Origin of the sequence: Halobacillus shinanisalinarum, assembly GCF_022919835.1 — a bacterium.
GTDB classification, from domain to species: Bacteria; Bacillota; Bacilli; order Bacillales; family Halobacillaceae; genus Halobacillus_A; species Halobacillus_A shinanisalinarum.
On the sequence record NZ_CP095074.1, the window covers coordinates 2,993,357 to 3,008,958 of the forward strand.

Below are 15,602 nucleotides of genomic sequence, written 5' to 3' on the forward strand. Positions count from 1 at the left end.
TTTTCCAATACCCCCAATTTGAAGAGTGGAATGAGGTACATTTGGAAACACAAAGTATCATTTTAGGCATTGGATTTGTGTCAAGAAAATGGACACTCAAAATGTTGATTTATCTAGACCCCTACCGTGCTCCGCTTGCTTACCTGGTCTTGGGTAAATTATCAGGACTATCATAAATGGTCCTAACCCTTAGTTTTCCTAATATTGTAATAATAAATTGACTAAACGGGGTGGCATCAGGAAAATGCGAATTTACAACGCTAGGGACTTCGAAGAAAAATAATGATTACTTTTTTGATAAGCTAAAAACGATGCGATAGTTGCCATAGAGAATGAGAAAAATGATGGGGTATAGAATCATGGAATAAGTATGATGCCAACCATTGTAGTAAAAAAATCCAGTCTGTAGTATTCCCCATTCAAACACAATGGAAAAGAGTGACCAGCCGAGGATATAAAGACCTTTGATAATCAGGGAGCGATGGACGGGAAACCAATTAATATATAGCATATTGACAGAGAAATAGGTGATTGTCACGGCGATAAAACCTTCTAAATCAATCCCTTTGTTGAAATAGCCGTATAAGTCAAGCCAGATATCAAAGATGTTATCGACCACAAGACCCAAATTAATGGCAAAACAGGATGTGCCATATAAGACGACGGCGGGCTGATGCTTGGGCATAATGACAGCAATGATAAATTGTAAAATAAGGATGGCCCATATGACGATCATAACAAAACCCCATTTAACGATTTTGAATTAATACTGAGTGAACGTATTGTCCATCTTGGCAACACCAAGAGCAAGATTATCCCAAAGAACTTCCTCCACCGTTTGAACCTGATCGTTATCACAATAGACAATAAGAATGAGTTCGGATGTCTTTCCTCTAAGTTTCCTCTGTTTCTTGCGTTTTTTTGTATGGACCCATAGATCGATCAAAAATCCTAAGGTTAAGCCAACAAGTGCTCCTATAATGCCCCAAACGATCGGTCCCCATGCTAGTTGAAAGCCAACACTTGCGCCAATGACTGAAAAGGCGGTTGCGAGGCAGCTCCAAGATCAAATAAACTGACGCCGTCTGAACGATGGATCGTATCAAATAGTTTCCTTTTTTCTGTTCGGTTATTCAGGGGACAGCTAGGATGTTTTCCTTTGGAATCTTTTCCATTTCTAAAGCAGACAGCGCTAATTCCAAATAAGTTGAATGTTCAAAGGTAGCCATCACATACATACTTTCACCCGTCCCTTTTTGTGAGATTAAGGGGTAAATCAAAGGTAGGGTCCTGGTACCTTTCCTTTAAAAAATTCCTCTGCTCACTATCAAACAGTTTATTATTTTCAACGGTATTAACATAGGCATCATACATCGCAAAAAAATAAACCGAAGGAATAAATAATAACCATTGACCATTAAGTACGGATTTCGCTTGATTGAAATCTCCTAAAAAAAGAAAGTGAACCCCCTCAAGAAAATGGGAAAAATAAACGATAATAATCACCCAGACCATAATAAAAAAGGCTGTAGCGATCCTATGAATATAAAGCTGCCCGGCCCCGGGCGTAAAAATCGACCACATCACCGCAACCCAAGGTGTTCGTTTATCTAGGTAGTTAATCTCTAAGCCTGTGATTTGAAAATTAATAAAACGAGCATTTTCCCGATCAGCCAGAATAAATACCTTGTTCATATCGACCGAGGTGCGGTGACTATCCCATATCGCGTAGATGTAGGTCGGAATGTACAGCAGCATCCATCTTGGTTCCAGAACCATTTTTGCTAGTTCAAATTGACCGTTAAACGAATGAATCATTGCCACATTGATATGGGCATTGACGTTAATGATAATTTCCCATATGACCAGTACATAGCCTCGAAGATATTTGGATAAAAGAAGATGCCCAAACCCGGGAAAGGCGGCTGACCACCAAGCAATGATCAATGGATTTCTCAAATGGAGTTGCGTGGTTCCCAGTGGACTTACATAAGCTTTATATCGTCTCGCTCTTTCTGTGTTTTGATAATTTTGCAAGGATATCCCCTCATTCAATAGAGTTAATATCCATTATGCTCTAGAAATCTAGTATTATACTATTTTTGCTTCGATATAGCCGATGAGATTATTTGAAGATCAAAGGTAAAACCTTGTTTACTTTAAATCTTATCGTTGTAAATACGCATTTTCCTGACTTGCCCCCAAAAATGAGAAAACAAAAAATCATGTTTTTGTGTACAATGTATACAATATATGTTAACGTTGTACACAACAAGATTTAATGAAAGGGTGGATTTTAATGAAAACAGCTACAAAACAAGTGGTTTCTTACATTCCACACTTAGAGCAGTATTTACTAAATTACGAAAGCACGCTTTTAGCTGATGATGCGTTATCTTCCTTAGATGTAGTGGAACAGACATTTTTAAAGTTAGCTTGGTTTTTTGAAAATCCTGAAAAGGAAAATTTCAATTTAGAATGTCTGTATAAGCATTTAGAGAATGAATGGTTGGAAGTTGCACTTGAAGTGGTAAATACTTTCTTTAAGAAAGATACGTATTTAATCAAGCATCCAACAACCTCCTTTGTGACTGAAAAAGATATATATTTAAACCAATCACAGTTCGCGGACTTTTTAACGGAACACGATGTCCCGTTTACCCGTCATAAGCTGAACACTTATTTGAGTCGAGGTGTTTTTCCAAATCCTGATATGGTTGTTGCAGGTGCAAAATATTGGCATCAGCAAACGTGTGAACAGTATTTAGGAACGCTTGATAAGCAAAGTAGTTCACACTAAAGGTTTCATGCAAATGTTTGGATAGGGTAAAAAATAAATGACCTGGGCGACTGCGCTACAGTCTGATCGAAAAGCCAAACAACGCTTTTCGTCATTCTGTACGTGTCGCTTCTCCCTAAAATCGTCGATAACAACGGACTGTAGGCGAAGAAGCCTATTGAAGCAAAACAGTCCGATAAGCTATAGTTAGGAGCTAACAACATGACACTAATAAAATTCCATCAAGCATATGAAGCCATCATTTACTCAGACTCACTAGCCTATGAGAAGGATAGAAGGCTAGCTGAGCTTATGAGTGACATGGAAGGGCATTATGATATTCCATCCCTCCGAAAAGCTGAATATGAAGAGAAAAACAGAGCAATTATAGCTCTTTACAGAAAAATATCTAAAAGCAGATCACTTTAGGGTTACTCCATTAAGGAATTGCCCTTTTTCTTTTTTGTATGATTTTGTGCGAATGATTCAAAGAGTGCCGCAGCCTTCTCAGATCGAAACCAGTATAATCGTATTCAATCTATGAGGTTTATAAACAAAAAAGCGAGGGTGACAAGAATGGACAATGAAAATCCCAAGAAATTATACGGTTGATCACTGGAAAGAAGATCGCTTATCAAAGAACAGTTGCACTATCAGTTCATGCTATAACAGAAGATGAACTTAAAGGCATGGTAACTTCCCTCCTTATGTCAGGAAGCGTTGTCGCTCGCTATTGCTGTGCTCCTGTGATTTAATTTATGCGCTTTGGGTCGGGCATCGAACCCTCCCAAACCGAAGGCATGAAAGCTTTCGCCATCATGCCTAATGCTTCAAGGAGGAATAGCTGTTTCACAGCTGGTCCTTCTTTTTGCTTTTCTCTCTCCTGGTGTTCATCCTTCTTTGTTCTCCTCATTGTAATTGTTTTCTCACGATGCCAGTAAAGGGTCTGCAAAAGAGCAAGATCATGTAAGCAAACCAAGTCGGCTAACTAGGAGTAAAAAAGCAAAGAACGCTTTTCAACTCCTACTAAGTCATTGGGTTTCCTAACATTCCCTAGCTCTTTTTTGATACGTCGTATTCCCTCCGGTCCCCCTTGACTGCCATATTCGAAAAAATTGGAGGGTAGTCAAACAAAGAAAGGAATGATAATAATGAGATTTTTAACTGACTTTGACGTGCAAAATTGTAGTGAGGAAGAAATCAGGAAAAGCTTTGTAGGAAGAATCGATTATGTAGGAGAAGTTAAAGGAGGGATCGTAGAAAGTTTATACTTTTTATCCAGAGAAGAGTATGTTGAGGAACTTAAGGAAAGCATTAACATAGGCAGAACGATCCAATATGAAGATTATAAAGGTTATACCAGCTTAGAAGAGATAGGGTACCTCTAATAGGAGGTTTCCCTTTTTTTGTGTTCATTCGGTAGGGCATCGAACCCTACCGAATGAAAAACCTATGAGAAGCTTGATAAATAAGGATTTTATCAAACATTAGTGGGGTGATTTTAAGTTCCATTCAAGTTATCACCTATGTTAAAACGTTCTCTTTGTTTTTAAAACAAAGCCTTCCAGCTTTAAAGCTGGAAGTCATTTATAAAGACGTTTCATTCGTACCAAGATCGATTCGTCTGTTTGTGGGGTTTTGCTAAAGAGCCATAAAGGTATTCCTTCATCATGTCACTTGTGAGTTCCCGAAGTTCGCTAGAGGAAAATTCTATGACACCTTCCTGGTCAGGTGTTTTCCATTTATAAGGGATGACTTCGCCTTTTGGGGGTAATGGGTTAACGTCTATATGATGTTTTGAATCATTTGTTGCTTTACGTGGTTGAGGTCAGCTTGGACGGATTCCATAACCGAATCTAATGTATCTAAATAGACATTTCTTGTTTTAAAATCATCAAAGAGCTTTTTATCTTGCCTAAGTACTTTTAAAAGAAGGGGTAACGTAATAAATTGAATGACAATATCTTTCGTTTCACGGTTCATAGCAAACTCCTTTCTCGTTTTATTATGGCACAGTGAATTAAATTTATGGAAAAAGAAAACGAGGATGACATAAAAATGGTTCGGGCGACGGCACTAGGGATTGATTGAAAAGCAAAGGACGCTTTTCTTCATTCCCTACGTGTCGCTTCGGTACTAAACAGACCGATAACCACGGACTGTACGGCTGGCGCCTACATTCCATAGGTTCCTGTTCTGTTTACCTTCCGGCCATACCGAACGAGTCGAACGTCAAATTCTAATACATAAACCGGATAGCAGGCTCAGCCTGCTTTTTATTATGGTTATTTTTCCTTTTGCTCTCCGAATCGTAAAACAGCACAAATCTTCTAACCTTCCAGCAGGTAGGACACCCGAACCTTTCCTGCTGCAAGCTAAGAAGATTAAAAAAACGTCCATACACTTTCACGGCATATCCTTCGCTTTCGCTGCGGTATTCCATGATGTATGGACGTTTTTTTATGTGCGTTTTGAGATTCTTCATAGCAAAAGGGAAAAATCATTAAATAGACTAAAATAATAAGAGGATACTATGTTTAAAATGAGAGCATATATCCTCTTTTTTCATACATAATGGAATACATAATCAGATATTTAAAGTGTGGTCTGATATGTATATAATGTTCAGGAATATGTGTTTATTAAGATGGAGGGCGTAGCCCACAGCGGGAGGCGTAGTGAGGTTGTAAATCAGAGCGTAAAAAAGATTTAGGGGTGAGGATCAATGCGTGTACAAGAAGTGACCCTAGAGGAAGGGAAAAGATACATATTAGTAGATGGAGAAGGCATTCCTGTAATTCCTGCCGTGAAGTATCTCAAGTATTTAGATGTAACAGGGAAAAGCAGTAATACCCAGAAGACATACTGTTATGCGCTAAAGCAGTATTTCCTTTATTTACAGGGGATAGGGAAAGATTACAAACATATTAGATTAGAAGATTTGGTGGGGTTTGTGGGCTGGTTACGAAATCCGTATAAGAGCACTAAGGTAACATCACTTAAACCTGTACAAGCAAAGAAAACAGAAAGGACGGTAAACCTAACGGTCTCCACTGTTACAAACTTCTATGACTACCTATACCGCAATGAAGAGTTGCCGCATGACATGGGCGAGAAGTTAATGCGACAGGTTTTTAATGGAGGTGGAAAGCAATACAAGAGTTTTTTGCATCACGTCAACAAAGACAAGCCGTCCATACGGAATGTGCTGAAGGTAAAAGAACCTCGCAAGAGGATTCAAACACTCACAAAGGAACAGGTCCAGCAACTATTGACGGCAACCACCAATATACGAGACACCTTCCTGGTTCAACTCCTATTTGAGACAGGATTACGGATTGGAGAAGCTCTTTCTCTGTTCATGGAGGATTTCAAATTTGACCACGGCAAAGGGCATCGGATTCGTTTGACGGACCGAGGGGAATTGGAAAACGGTGCGAGACTGAAAACAGGTGAACGGGAGATCTTTATATCGCAATCTCTCATGGATCTATACGATGACTACCTGTACGAAGTGATAGACGAACTGGACATGGATACCAACTTCGTGTTCGTTAAGCTCCGTGGTAAGAATGTGGGCAAGCCGATGACGTACAGCGAAGTAGAAGCCCTGTTCAAGCGACTAAGGAAGAAAACAGGAATTGATGTCCACCCTCATCTATTCCGCCACACCCATGCAACCATGTACTACCAGGAGACGAAGGATATTAAACAGGTGCAGGAACGTTTAGGACACTCCCAAATCCAAACGACGATGAACCTGTATCTTTATCCTTCGGACGAAGACATCCGTAAAGATTGGGAAAAAGCGCAGGGTGCATTTAAGATATAAAAATAGTACTTAAAGGCGGGAGAGAATGGAACAAAAACAACAAGCCAATACAAAAGAGTTAGGGTTTCATGAACGATTTCAGCAAGAACTCTCGTGTTATCCTGTGAAGATCATACACGAAGATGGTTCCGTTACCATTCAGCAAGTGAGGGACCCATACTTCTTGGTCAATGACAGTTGGAATGTCGGCTTTGTAGGCAACATCATACAATTCGTGGATATGATGAAGAATTTTAAATACAGCACACAAAATGTCCATTTCGGGTTCAGCAGCCCTTTGGTTAATTTAGAAATGAAATATATCTTTTATCACAAGTTGTTTAATGATGAATGGTCTTTAAACGGTATCTTTAACAGACAAACAACACAGTTACGCAGATTAGCCCAGTTCCTGAGCGAAAAATACCCAACCCTTCACTCTCTTCTTGATTTAGACATCGAAAGTGCAGAGCGAGAATGGTTGTTTTGGCTACATGAGCAAGGAATTTCAACACAACAAACTAGCAAACACGTGACATATGGCGAATACACTCGTAAATCATCCATAGCAGCTTTTTTACGAGCAATCCATTCGATCCTATTTGCGCTAACAGATTTTCGAGAAGAATGGGACAAAGATCGATGGGATGTGCGGGAACTACATGATAAATACGGGATTGATTATGTTAAGAGTAATTCCCAATATTACCTTGATTTCACCAAAATTGAAAAATTGAATATACGTAAGCAGATTAAAAGGTATATTAAGCAACGGTTATTAAGTAAGAACAATTTCTCTTGGAGTAGTGCGAGAGCATTCCTCAAGCACTTGCCTAAATTTCTGTCTTTTGTGGATTCACACGAACCAGAATGGAAGGACCTAAAGGGATTGAAACGCTCTCATATGGAACTATACATTCAATGGCTTCATGAATACTCCAAGAACAATCTAACACAAAGAAATGCACATCCTGAAAATTATGTAGGAAGAGCGTTAAGTTATGTAGGAAAGTTTCTGGAAGATATTCAACGATATGGATACGAAATCGCACCTGAAACTCACGTACAATTGTTACTATTTCCTGATGATAAGCCAAAGTTGAGAAAGAAGTCCGTTGATCAGATTGACTACATTCCTGACTATGTACTAGAGCAATTATTCGCTCATATCAATGAGTTACACAAACAGGTTGTTCCAGTTGTATGGGTTGCCTTTAAAACAGGGCTTCGCATTTCGGATGTATTAGGTTTAACCTCTGATTGCTTGGAGCGTCTAAACGGTAAATACTCCATTGTGACGGATATTGAGAAGACCTACGTACAAGGACACCGAATGCCAATCGATGATGAATTGGCAAATATCCTAGCGACCCTCATTCAACAGTCCAAAGAGAACAGCAATCAGGACAATAACCCCGAAGGGTTCATTTTTATTCGCTATCGTGGTTCGCGAAAAGGAAAGCCCTTTTCTCAAGCTTGGGTTCAACTGCAACTGAATACCTTGGCGCAGCAAAAAAATATTGTAGATGAGAACGGAAACCTGTTTCATTTTAAAACTCACCAGTTCCGACACACCTATGCAGTCAAATTGTTGAACGGTGGAGCCGACATTATAACAGTACAAGAACTATTAGCCCATGCTTCCCCCGAAATGACCTTACGGTATGCCAAATTATTGGATGATACGAAGCGTAAGGCGTTTGAATCAGTCATCAGTCAAGGTGTATTTAGCTTTGACTTAAACGGAGAGGTTCAAGAAATCGAAGCAGGTAAGGACATACCGCAGGACATTCTCCAAGCTCTCTGGCAGGACCATAAACTGAATGCGATGGACAACCCGTACGGGACGTGTCACACGCGATTGAAAGGCGATTGCCCCCACATGGAAGCCCCTCCCTGCCTCACGTGCAACGGAGGAAGCCCGTGCAAAGATTTGGCAATTGGCTTTTCTGAATTGGACGTAGAGAAATACGAAATGCATGTAAAAACAACGTCCAGAGCCATAGAAGTCTCAAAGCAGCGTGGTCGTGAAGATATGGCTGAAAAACATGAAAGAAACTTACAGCGTTACCAGGGCATTTTAGACAATATCCAGGACGGACATGTCATCTTTGGAAGACAAGACCGCATGGAGAGAAAACGAGGTGTAAAAAAATAACTCATTATGATCGTAGAGAACAGTTAAAAGCGATTCATGCATCACGGAAAGAATTCACCTATCGCAAGGTTGATGAAGCCATTCAACGGCTCAAACGGACCGATGAGAGTATCAATTTCAATAACGTTGCCAGTGAAGCTGGTGTGGCGAAAGCCACACTATACAACAATCAGGAATTGCGTGATCGGATTGAAACGCTGCGGGAACAACAAGCACAAGCTCCTACGTCGAAACAAGTGAAGCGAGAAATCAATGAGAGCAACAAGGACGCGATGATTGAATCACTGAAACGGAAGATTAAGAGATTAGAAGACGATAATAAACAACTTAGGGACCAATTAAAAGTAGCTTACGCAGAGGTATATAAAAAATTTTAGTTTTTCAGGAATAATCCTTTCCCTCCATGCTTGTTCAATAACGCCATATTGCCTAATAAGAAATATGGTAATCTACTCAAAAGTGTACAAAAATATGAGTTTAACATAAAAACTGTTACAGTAATTTATTAAAGAAAGGGTGAATTTTGTGGAATTTGATGTTCGATTATTAACGGAAAATGATTTAACAGCTGCATCAAAAGTATTTACAGAAGTTTTTAGTTCGGAACCGTGGGACGAACCTTGGTGTTATGAAACAGCTTATAAACGGTTTAAAGATATTAGAGATACACCTGGCTACATAGGAATTGGTTACTTCAACGCATCCGGTCAAATGATTGGGTTTTTAGTAGGAAATGAAGAACAATGGGCTAAAAACAGAAATTTTTATATTAATGAGATATGTGTTCTAAGTGATACACAGCAAAAGGGAATTGGAACAGGGCTATTAGAATACTTAAGAAAAGTCTTATCAGGGAAAGGGGTTTCGTCTGCATATTTAACGACAGAGAGAGGATTAGGCATGCCAGAATCATTTTTCACAAAGAACGGCTTTTATACTAATGAGTCTAGAATTTTAATGAATACGACCATCTTATAATCAAATTTTTGCTTGTTAAACTAATGGAGCGCGTTAGTTGAACAAGAAGTAAGAGGTTAATACATATTAGTCATGACTAATATGTATTAACCTCTATTTTTTATGACTTTTTACAATTTAGGTCTTGATAATGATTTTCCCCCTTTGGGGAACACACGTCGCTTCGGAGTTCCAAAGGCAAAATAAAAGGAGAGAAAACCAATGAGCAAAAAAATCTATGACATGATTACAAACCAAATTATCGAGAAGCTGGAACAAGGGGTTGTTCCTTGGAAAAAGCCTTTTAGAAACGGCATTGCCGTGAATTGGAAGACACAAAAACCGTATCGTGGCATCAATACCATGCTATTGGACGGTGGGGAATATGCGACATTTAAGCAAATCAAAGAAGCCGGTGGAAAAGTGAAGAAAGGGGAAAAGTCGCATATCGTTGTCTTTTGGAAAATGATTGAGGTGGAAGATCAAGAGACAGAAGAAGAAAAGAAAGTCCCCTTGCTTCGCTACTTCCGAGTATTTGACGTAGGTTCACAAGTGGAAGGTATCGAGCCAAAACGAAAAGAAGAAACCTTTGATCATGACCCGATCGAAGAAGCTGAAAAGATCAAGGAAGAATATTTTAACGCTCCTTCATTCAGTTTTGTAAGTGGTTCGGCTTACTATGTGCCGTTTGAAGATCGGGTGAACGTGCCGCCTAAAGAAGATTTTAAGGATGTAAACAAGTATTACAGCACCTTATTTCATTAAATCATTCACTCTACAGGACATAAAGAGCGATTAGACAGAGAAGGTGTGACAGGGACGATTAAGTTTGGTAGTGAAAACTACAGTAAAATAAGAACTTATAGCAGAGCTTCTATGCTATGCGGTGTAACCGGTATAGAAAACACGACGATAGATAAATTAAAGAACGATAAAACATTAATTGTAGGTGCTTCGCAGAAAGCTGATGTAAAATCATTGCGTGGCAAAGTCCATGAAAGTAAAAGGGTATCCGACAGCAGTGGCTTACCATCCCTTAGCTGTGAAACCCCGTCCTAATTTATGGTCATTATTTATAGAGGATTGGGAACTGCTTGCTAATCATTACCATAAGGAGTTTTCCTGAAAAAGAGTGAATCTTCTTCGCGTAAACCGCTACCGTTGATCAAGGGAAAGAGCTTGCCTGTTATCAACGTTTAATTCCCTTGTAAATCCCTGCAATACTGCCTGATTAATTTGGAAGCCTGCGTTTGGCTGATTTGTAATTCTTTGGCTACTTTCCGTGAGCTCTTGTGCTGTTTGTACGACCTTTCCACCATTTCTTTTTTTGCCAGCTCCACTGCTTCATTTAGAGAGGAAGGGGGAGGTTCACCTACTTTCTTTCCCTCTGTATAAATCCCCTCGGGTATATCTTGAACACCAACCACATCGCCGCTTATTATGATAAGTTTTTCAACAAGATTCTCCAATTGGCGGACATTTCCGGGCCATGAGTAATGTGATAATAGCTCGAGGCAGTCTTCGGAAATTAATTTATTCACTTCATAGATCCGGTTAAATTTATATAAAAAGTGGTATGTTATCGGAATAATGTCTTCTCTTCTTTCCCTGAGAGAAGGCATTTTTATATCAACTACATTGAGTCTGTAAAATAAATCTTCTCGAAAAGTCTGTTTTTTTACCATGTCGGCCAGGTTGCGGTTGGTAGCTGCTAAAATCCGGACATTCACCTTTTTTTCTTTATGTCCGCCGAGTGGAATGAACTTCTTATCCTGGATGACCTGGAGCATTTTTGCTTGAAGGGATAAAGGCATTTCTCCGACTTCATCAAGAAAGAGTGTTCCTCCATCCACGGCTTCCAGCAGTCCGGTCTTTCCTGAACGGTTGGCACCTGTAAAGGCGCCGGGAGTGTAGCCGAAAAGTTCGGATTCAATTAAATCTGCAGGAATTGCTGCACAGTTGATTGTAAGGAAGGGTCCGTTGCTTCTTCGGCTGTTTTTATGGATATGTTGAGCAATCATGCCTTTCCCGGTCCCTGATTCCCCTAGTATTAATATGTTAGAATTTGTCACTGCCACTTTTTGCGACATTTTTAATATATTTTTCATTTTTTCGTTATTTGTAATGATGTTGGCTGATTGATCTTCTTTCCGTTCTGACTGTATAGGGAAGTTATCTTTTGCATTCAGCATTTTGTAGCTTTGTATTTCCCTGGCTGTCGTAACAACCAGCTCGACTTCATTTTGTTCATTTGAAATGGGAATAGCTGAAGTCAGCAGCTCCGCCCCCAAAACAGTAGTTTGCTTGACAGAGATAGGCACTTTCTTCTCAAACACTTCCGGAAAAATGGAGGGAGTCCAATACCCCTCTTCCACTAACTCTTTACTCAGTTTTCCAATGACGTCTTCCTTATTCAACCCATAGTGTTTTTTACACGCATCGTTTACATAAATGATTTTCATATCCCCATCAAGAACAAAAATTTCATCGGAAGAGTAGTCCAAAATTTTAATTAATGTTTCCACGTCGAGATTATCCACATAATTAGAGAACACCGGAAGACCTCCTCGTCTTTAAAATAGAGTTGCCAAAAACTCGAATTGAGTGTATGCGTGCTCATAAATCGGTTCCTGCAAAATCAGTGCGGTATTTTTCGCGCTTTTTTTTTGGCACGGTTATTGCAAGTAATGATAGTAGAAGTTCACCTGAAATTGAGAAAGAAGCGGATAGTTGTTTTAAAAAATAAAGTTTATTGCAGTTTATATTAGAGGAAATTTTTAGAATTGTAAAACAATTTTTTCTGTTTCGTTTCGGGATCAAAGGAGGAGAGTAGTATGAAAGAAAATAGAGATATAGTGGATATTACAATCATTGGTGGAGGCCCCGCTGGCTTGTTTACTGCCTTTTATGCGGGCATGCGCCAGGCATCCGTGAAGGTCATTGAAAGCCTTCCGCAATTAGGAGGACAGTTATCAGCACTTTATCCGGAAAAAAATATATATGATATCGCCGGGCTTCCAAAAGTGAAGGCCCAGGAACTTGTCAGCAATTTAATAGAGCAAATGAACCAATTTGAAGTGCAGACATGTCTTGAAGAGATGGTTGAAAGTGTGGAAAAAGAGGAGGACGGAATATTTAAGCTCATGACGAATCAGAAGACCCATTATTCTAAAACAATTATCATTACGGCTGGCAACGGAGCATTTCAGCCGCGCAAGCTCAAAATGGAAAAAGAAAAGATGTTCGAAAAGACGAATCTGCATTATTCCGTACAAAACCTGAACCAGTTTACAGGTAAGAGAGTGGTTGTTTTTGGCGGCGGGGATTCAGCAGTTGATTGGGCGATGATGCTTGAACCTATCGCAAAAAAAGTCATCATTGTTCACAGACGAGATAAGTTTCGCGCTCATGAGCACAGTGTTGAGATGCTGAATCAATCTACGGTGGAAAAGCTGACACCGTACGTACCTGTAGAATTGATCGGAAGTGAGAGAGTGGAGAAGGTAGTTATCCGCGAGGCAAAAGGTGAAAAGACAGTGGAGCTAGAGGTCGATGATGTTCTTGTAAATTACGGATTTATAGCTTCTCTTGGACCAATCAAAGACTGGGAACTCGATATCTATAAAAACTCCATCCTTGTCAATTCGAAAATGGAAACGAACATAGAAGGCATTTATGCGGTCGGGGACATTTGCACGTATGAAGGAAAGGTGAAATTGATTGCTACCGGGTTCGGTGAAGCCCCTATCGCTGTCGGCAATGCAAAAGTTTATATTGATCCAACGGCAAGAGTTCAGCCGCTTCACAGCACGAGCGTCATGGGAGGTAAAGAAACTAATAAGAAAAAACAAAGAGCTTTGATTAACTAATGAATTAAAAAAGGGATTTCCGTGAGTTCCAAGGATTGGTCGGAAATAGAAATCCAAAAATGAGTTTCAATACACTCTATGAGTTTAAATGAACTCGTTTTGGATCTGTGTATGACGCCGTTTTATTAGCTGGAATGTTGTAAATACGCATCCATACATGTTGGCATTAAAATTGCAGTGTATAGGGGAAAGAAGATTATTCAAATTAAAAGCTTTTAAGACAGAGGGGAGAAAACGCGTTGAACGAAACAAAGGTGAAAAAACAGTTAAAATGAATGTCGAAGAGGTTCAAAGAAAAGAAAGAGCTTTGATTAACTAATTTAAGAGGTGATGTTCATGGCTTTCTATACAAAAGTGGATCAGGAAACTTGCATAAGCTGCGGAGCTTGCGGTGAAATTGCTCCGGATATCTTCGCTTATGACGAAGAGGGGATTTCTTTCAGCCTATTGGATAGAAACGAAGGAGCAGTTGAAGTTCCCGAAGATCTTGCTGATAACTTAGAAGATGCGTGTGAAGAATGTCCGACAGATTCGATCATGTTGGCAGAACAGCCTTTTGCAAAGCACGCTAAGAAGGGACAGACTGTTTAGGTATTGGTGATCCAAGTCTTGTTAGTAAAAAAAAGAATGGGTGAGTTTATATAAACTCACTGAGTTCAAATGAAACCGCCATCAACTTATATAAACCCTGTTTGGTGCACTGGAATGTTATAAATATTCAGCCATACATCTTGTTGCGAATTGCAATGTATGGCTGAAAGAAGATGACTCCAATTGAAAACTTTTAAAAACAGAGGGGAGAAGCCGAGATGAATAAAACGGAAACAATGGAGGCCTTCGACTACACGCTTCCATACAAAACGTATATAGATCCTCAAACATTTGCGGAAGAAAAGGAAAAGATCTTTTTGAATAGCTGGGTTTTATCCGGACATACGAGTCAGGTAGAGAAAGTTGGGGACTTCTTTACTTTTGAGATTGCCGGACAGCCCTTAATGATCAGCAGGGATAAAAATAATGAGCTGAATGCTTTTTACAACATTTGTCCTCACCGGGGAACGAAAGTAGAAAGAAATGAACAGGGAAATAAGAAAATCTTTATGTGTTCCTATCATGGCTGGACGTTTAAACTGGATGGCAAATTAAACAAGGCGCCAAATTTCAACACAAACGATTTAGGTAATCACAGCTGTATGACACCTGTGCAGCTGGAAGTATATAAGTCTATGATTTTTGTAAACTTAAACCCTGAGGCAAAACCGATGACGGAAATCCGTGAAGAACTGGTGAAAGACTTAGAGAAATACACTTTCCTGGATTCATTAAAAAAAATCCGCGTAACGGAAAGAGTCATTGAAGCAAACTGGAAAGCAGTGATCGACAACTACTTAGAGTGTGATCATTGTAAGCTTGCCCATCCGGAGTTTTCAAAGACTTTTGATATGAAGAACTATCATATTGATCTGCATGACGGCTATACATGTCAGTATTCCAAGCTGACGAATGAAACAAGTGAAGAACATGCTAAATTTTATTGGGTATGGCCTAATTTGATGATCAGCATTTACCCGGGGAAAGATGGGAATATGACAACAAGTCAAATTCTCCCTCTTTCTCCAAACCGATCCCTGGCTATTTACAGTTATTATTTCCAAAAAGACGAAATGACTGAAGAACAGAAAGAACTGATTCGATTTGTTGATCAGGTCAGGGAAGAAGATTTTGAGCTGGTGGAATTATTGCAGACAGGTTTTGATACACAGGCATTCAAACAAGGGATTTATTCTCCACAGGAATATGCCTTAAAATATTTTCATCAACGTTATGAAGAAGAAATGGACAATAATGATTTATCGGCTGGAAGGTAATAAAAATGGTTGGACTCTCTTCTTTATTGAGGGAGTCCAACGTTGAATAAATCTGTCGATGGCTTCCGATAGCGATAGAAAGTGAAAAGAATAATAGTGTGAATGAAAAAAAGCAAGAGGACAGAATTCAATCGTTTATGAACAGGTTACATCTAGAAAA

The 15,602-nt window shown here is 39.4% G+C and carries 17 protein-coding genes; 11 read left to right on the forward strand and 6 right to left on the reverse strand.

Features of this window, described 5'->3' with window-relative positions; translation table 11 throughout:
• Positions 1-286 precede the first annotated feature (286 nt).
• From MUO14_RS15085 to MUO14_RS15095, 3 genes are all read right to left on the reverse strand, one after another.
• The gene (locus tag MUO14_RS15085; protein WP_244751451.1) at positions 287-736 is read right to left on the reverse strand and encodes a hypothetical protein; all 450 of its coding nucleotides are present in this window, start codon (positions 734-736) and stop codon (positions 287-289) included.
• Between the two features lie 27 nt (positions 737-763).
• Positions 764-946 carry a hypothetical protein gene (locus tag MUO14_RS24600; protein WP_318035964.1) on the reverse strand — a complete coding sequence of 61 codons (183 nt, stop codon included), beginning with the start codon at positions 944-946 and terminating at the stop codon, positions 764-766.
• 296 nt (positions 947-1,242) lie between these two features.
• Positions 1,243-2,037: a hypothetical protein gene (locus tag MUO14_RS15095; RefSeq protein WP_244751452.1), complete on the reverse strand. Its 795-nt coding sequence runs from the start codon at positions 2,035-2,037 to the stop codon at positions 1,243-1,245.
• Positions 2,038-2,299: 262 nt separating this feature from the next.
• Between MUO14_RS15095 and MUO14_RS15100 the strand changes: the two genes are divergently transcribed.
• Together MUO14_RS15100 and MUO14_RS15105 are read left to right on the forward strand one after the other, a co-directional pair.
• Entirely contained in the window at positions 2,300-2,800 is a 501-nt protein-coding gene (locus MUO14_RS15100) for a hypothetical protein (RefSeq protein ID WP_244751453.1), read from the forward strand.
• A gap of 201 nt (positions 2,801-3,001) precedes the next feature.
• Positions 3,002-3,208, forward strand: a complete 207-nt coding sequence (locus tag MUO14_RS15105; protein WP_244751454.1) for a hypothetical protein — start codon at positions 3,002-3,004, stop codon at positions 3,206-3,208.
• A gap of 322 nt (positions 3,209-3,530) precedes the next feature.
• Here the strand turns inward: MUO14_RS15105 and MUO14_RS15110 are convergent, their stop codons facing one another.
• The gene (locus tag MUO14_RS15110) at positions 3,531-3,692 is read right to left on the reverse strand and encodes a hypothetical protein (RefSeq protein ID WP_244751455.1); all 162 of its coding nucleotides are present in this window, start codon (positions 3,690-3,692) and stop codon (positions 3,531-3,533) included.
• Between the two features lie 238 nt (positions 3,693-3,930).
• Between MUO14_RS15110 and MUO14_RS15115 the strand changes: the two genes are divergently transcribed.
• Entirely contained in the window at positions 3,931-4,167 is a 237-nt protein-coding gene (locus MUO14_RS15115) for a hypothetical protein (protein ID WP_244751456.1), read from the forward strand.
• A 397-nt stretch (positions 4,168-4,564) separates the two neighbouring features.
• Here the strand turns inward: MUO14_RS15115 and MUO14_RS15120 are convergent, their stop codons facing one another.
• Positions 4,565-4,762 (reverse strand): YhjD family protein, encoded by a 198-nt coding sequence (locus MUO14_RS15120; protein ID WP_244751457.1) that lies wholly within the window; start codon positions 4,760-4,762, stop codon positions 4,565-4,567.
• A gap of 742 nt (positions 4,763-5,504) precedes the next feature.
• Here MUO14_RS15120 and MUO14_RS15125 point away from each other — a divergent pair.
• The 5 genes from MUO14_RS15125 (at position 5,505) to MUO14_RS24605 (ending at position 10,470) form a co-directional block, all read left to right on the forward strand.
• Positions 5,505-6,611, forward strand: coding sequence for a tyrosine-type recombinase/integrase (locus MUO14_RS15125; protein WP_244751458.1), 1,107 nt, complete (start codon positions 5,505-5,507; stop codon positions 6,609-6,611).
• A 25-nt stretch (positions 6,612-6,636) separates the two neighbouring features.
• On the forward strand, positions 6,637-8,748 hold the full coding sequence (locus tag MUO14_RS15130) for a tyrosine-type recombinase/integrase (RefSeq protein ID WP_244751459.1): 2,112 nt from the start codon (positions 6,637-6,639) through the stop codon (positions 8,746-8,748).
• The gene (locus MUO14_RS15135; RefSeq protein ID WP_244755610.1) at positions 8,745-9,125 is read left to right on the forward strand and encodes a DUF6262 family protein; all 381 of its coding nucleotides are present in this window, start codon (positions 8,745-8,747) and stop codon (positions 9,123-9,125) included. The genes MUO14_RS15130 and MUO14_RS15135 overlap by 4 nt, the downstream gene beginning before the upstream one ends.
• A 148-nt stretch (positions 9,126-9,273) precedes the next feature.
• A complete protein-coding gene (locus MUO14_RS15140) occupies positions 9,274-9,726 on the forward strand; it encodes a GNAT family N-acetyltransferase (protein WP_244751460.1) in 453 nt (150 codons plus the stop codon).
• Positions 9,727-9,927: 201 nt separating this feature from the next.
• Entirely contained in the window at positions 9,928-10,470 is a 543-nt protein-coding gene (locus tag MUO14_RS24605) for an ArdC-like ssDNA-binding domain-containing protein (protein ID WP_318035965.1), read from the forward strand.
• A 431-nt stretch (positions 10,471-10,901) separates the two neighbouring features.
• Here the strand turns inward: MUO14_RS24605 and MUO14_RS15150 are convergent, their stop codons facing one another.
• Complete coding sequence (locus MUO14_RS15150) at positions 10,902-12,260, reverse strand: sigma-54 interaction domain-containing protein (protein WP_244751461.1); 1,359 nt, start codon at positions 12,258-12,260, stop codon at positions 10,902-10,904.
• Between the two features lie 279 nt (positions 12,261-12,539).
• Between MUO14_RS15150 and MUO14_RS15155 the strand changes: the two genes are divergently transcribed.
• From MUO14_RS15155 to MUO14_RS15165, 3 genes are all read left to right on the forward strand, one after another.
• On the forward strand, positions 12,540-13,574 hold the full coding sequence (locus MUO14_RS15155) for an NAD(P)/FAD-dependent oxidoreductase (protein WP_244751462.1): 1,035 nt from the start codon (positions 12,540-12,542) through the stop codon (positions 13,572-13,574).
• A 336-nt stretch (positions 13,575-13,910) separates the two neighbouring features.
• A complete protein-coding gene (locus MUO14_RS15160) occupies positions 13,911-14,165 on the forward strand; it encodes a ferredoxin (protein ID WP_244751463.1) in 255 nt (84 codons plus the stop codon).
• Positions 14,166-14,383: 218 nt separating this feature from the next.
• Positions 14,384-15,442: an aromatic ring-hydroxylating oxygenase subunit alpha gene (locus tag MUO14_RS15165; RefSeq protein ID WP_244751464.1), complete on the forward strand. Its 1,059-nt coding sequence runs from the start codon at positions 14,384-14,386 to the stop codon at positions 15,440-15,442.
• The last annotated feature ends 160 nt before the right edge of the window (positions 15,443-15,602 follow it).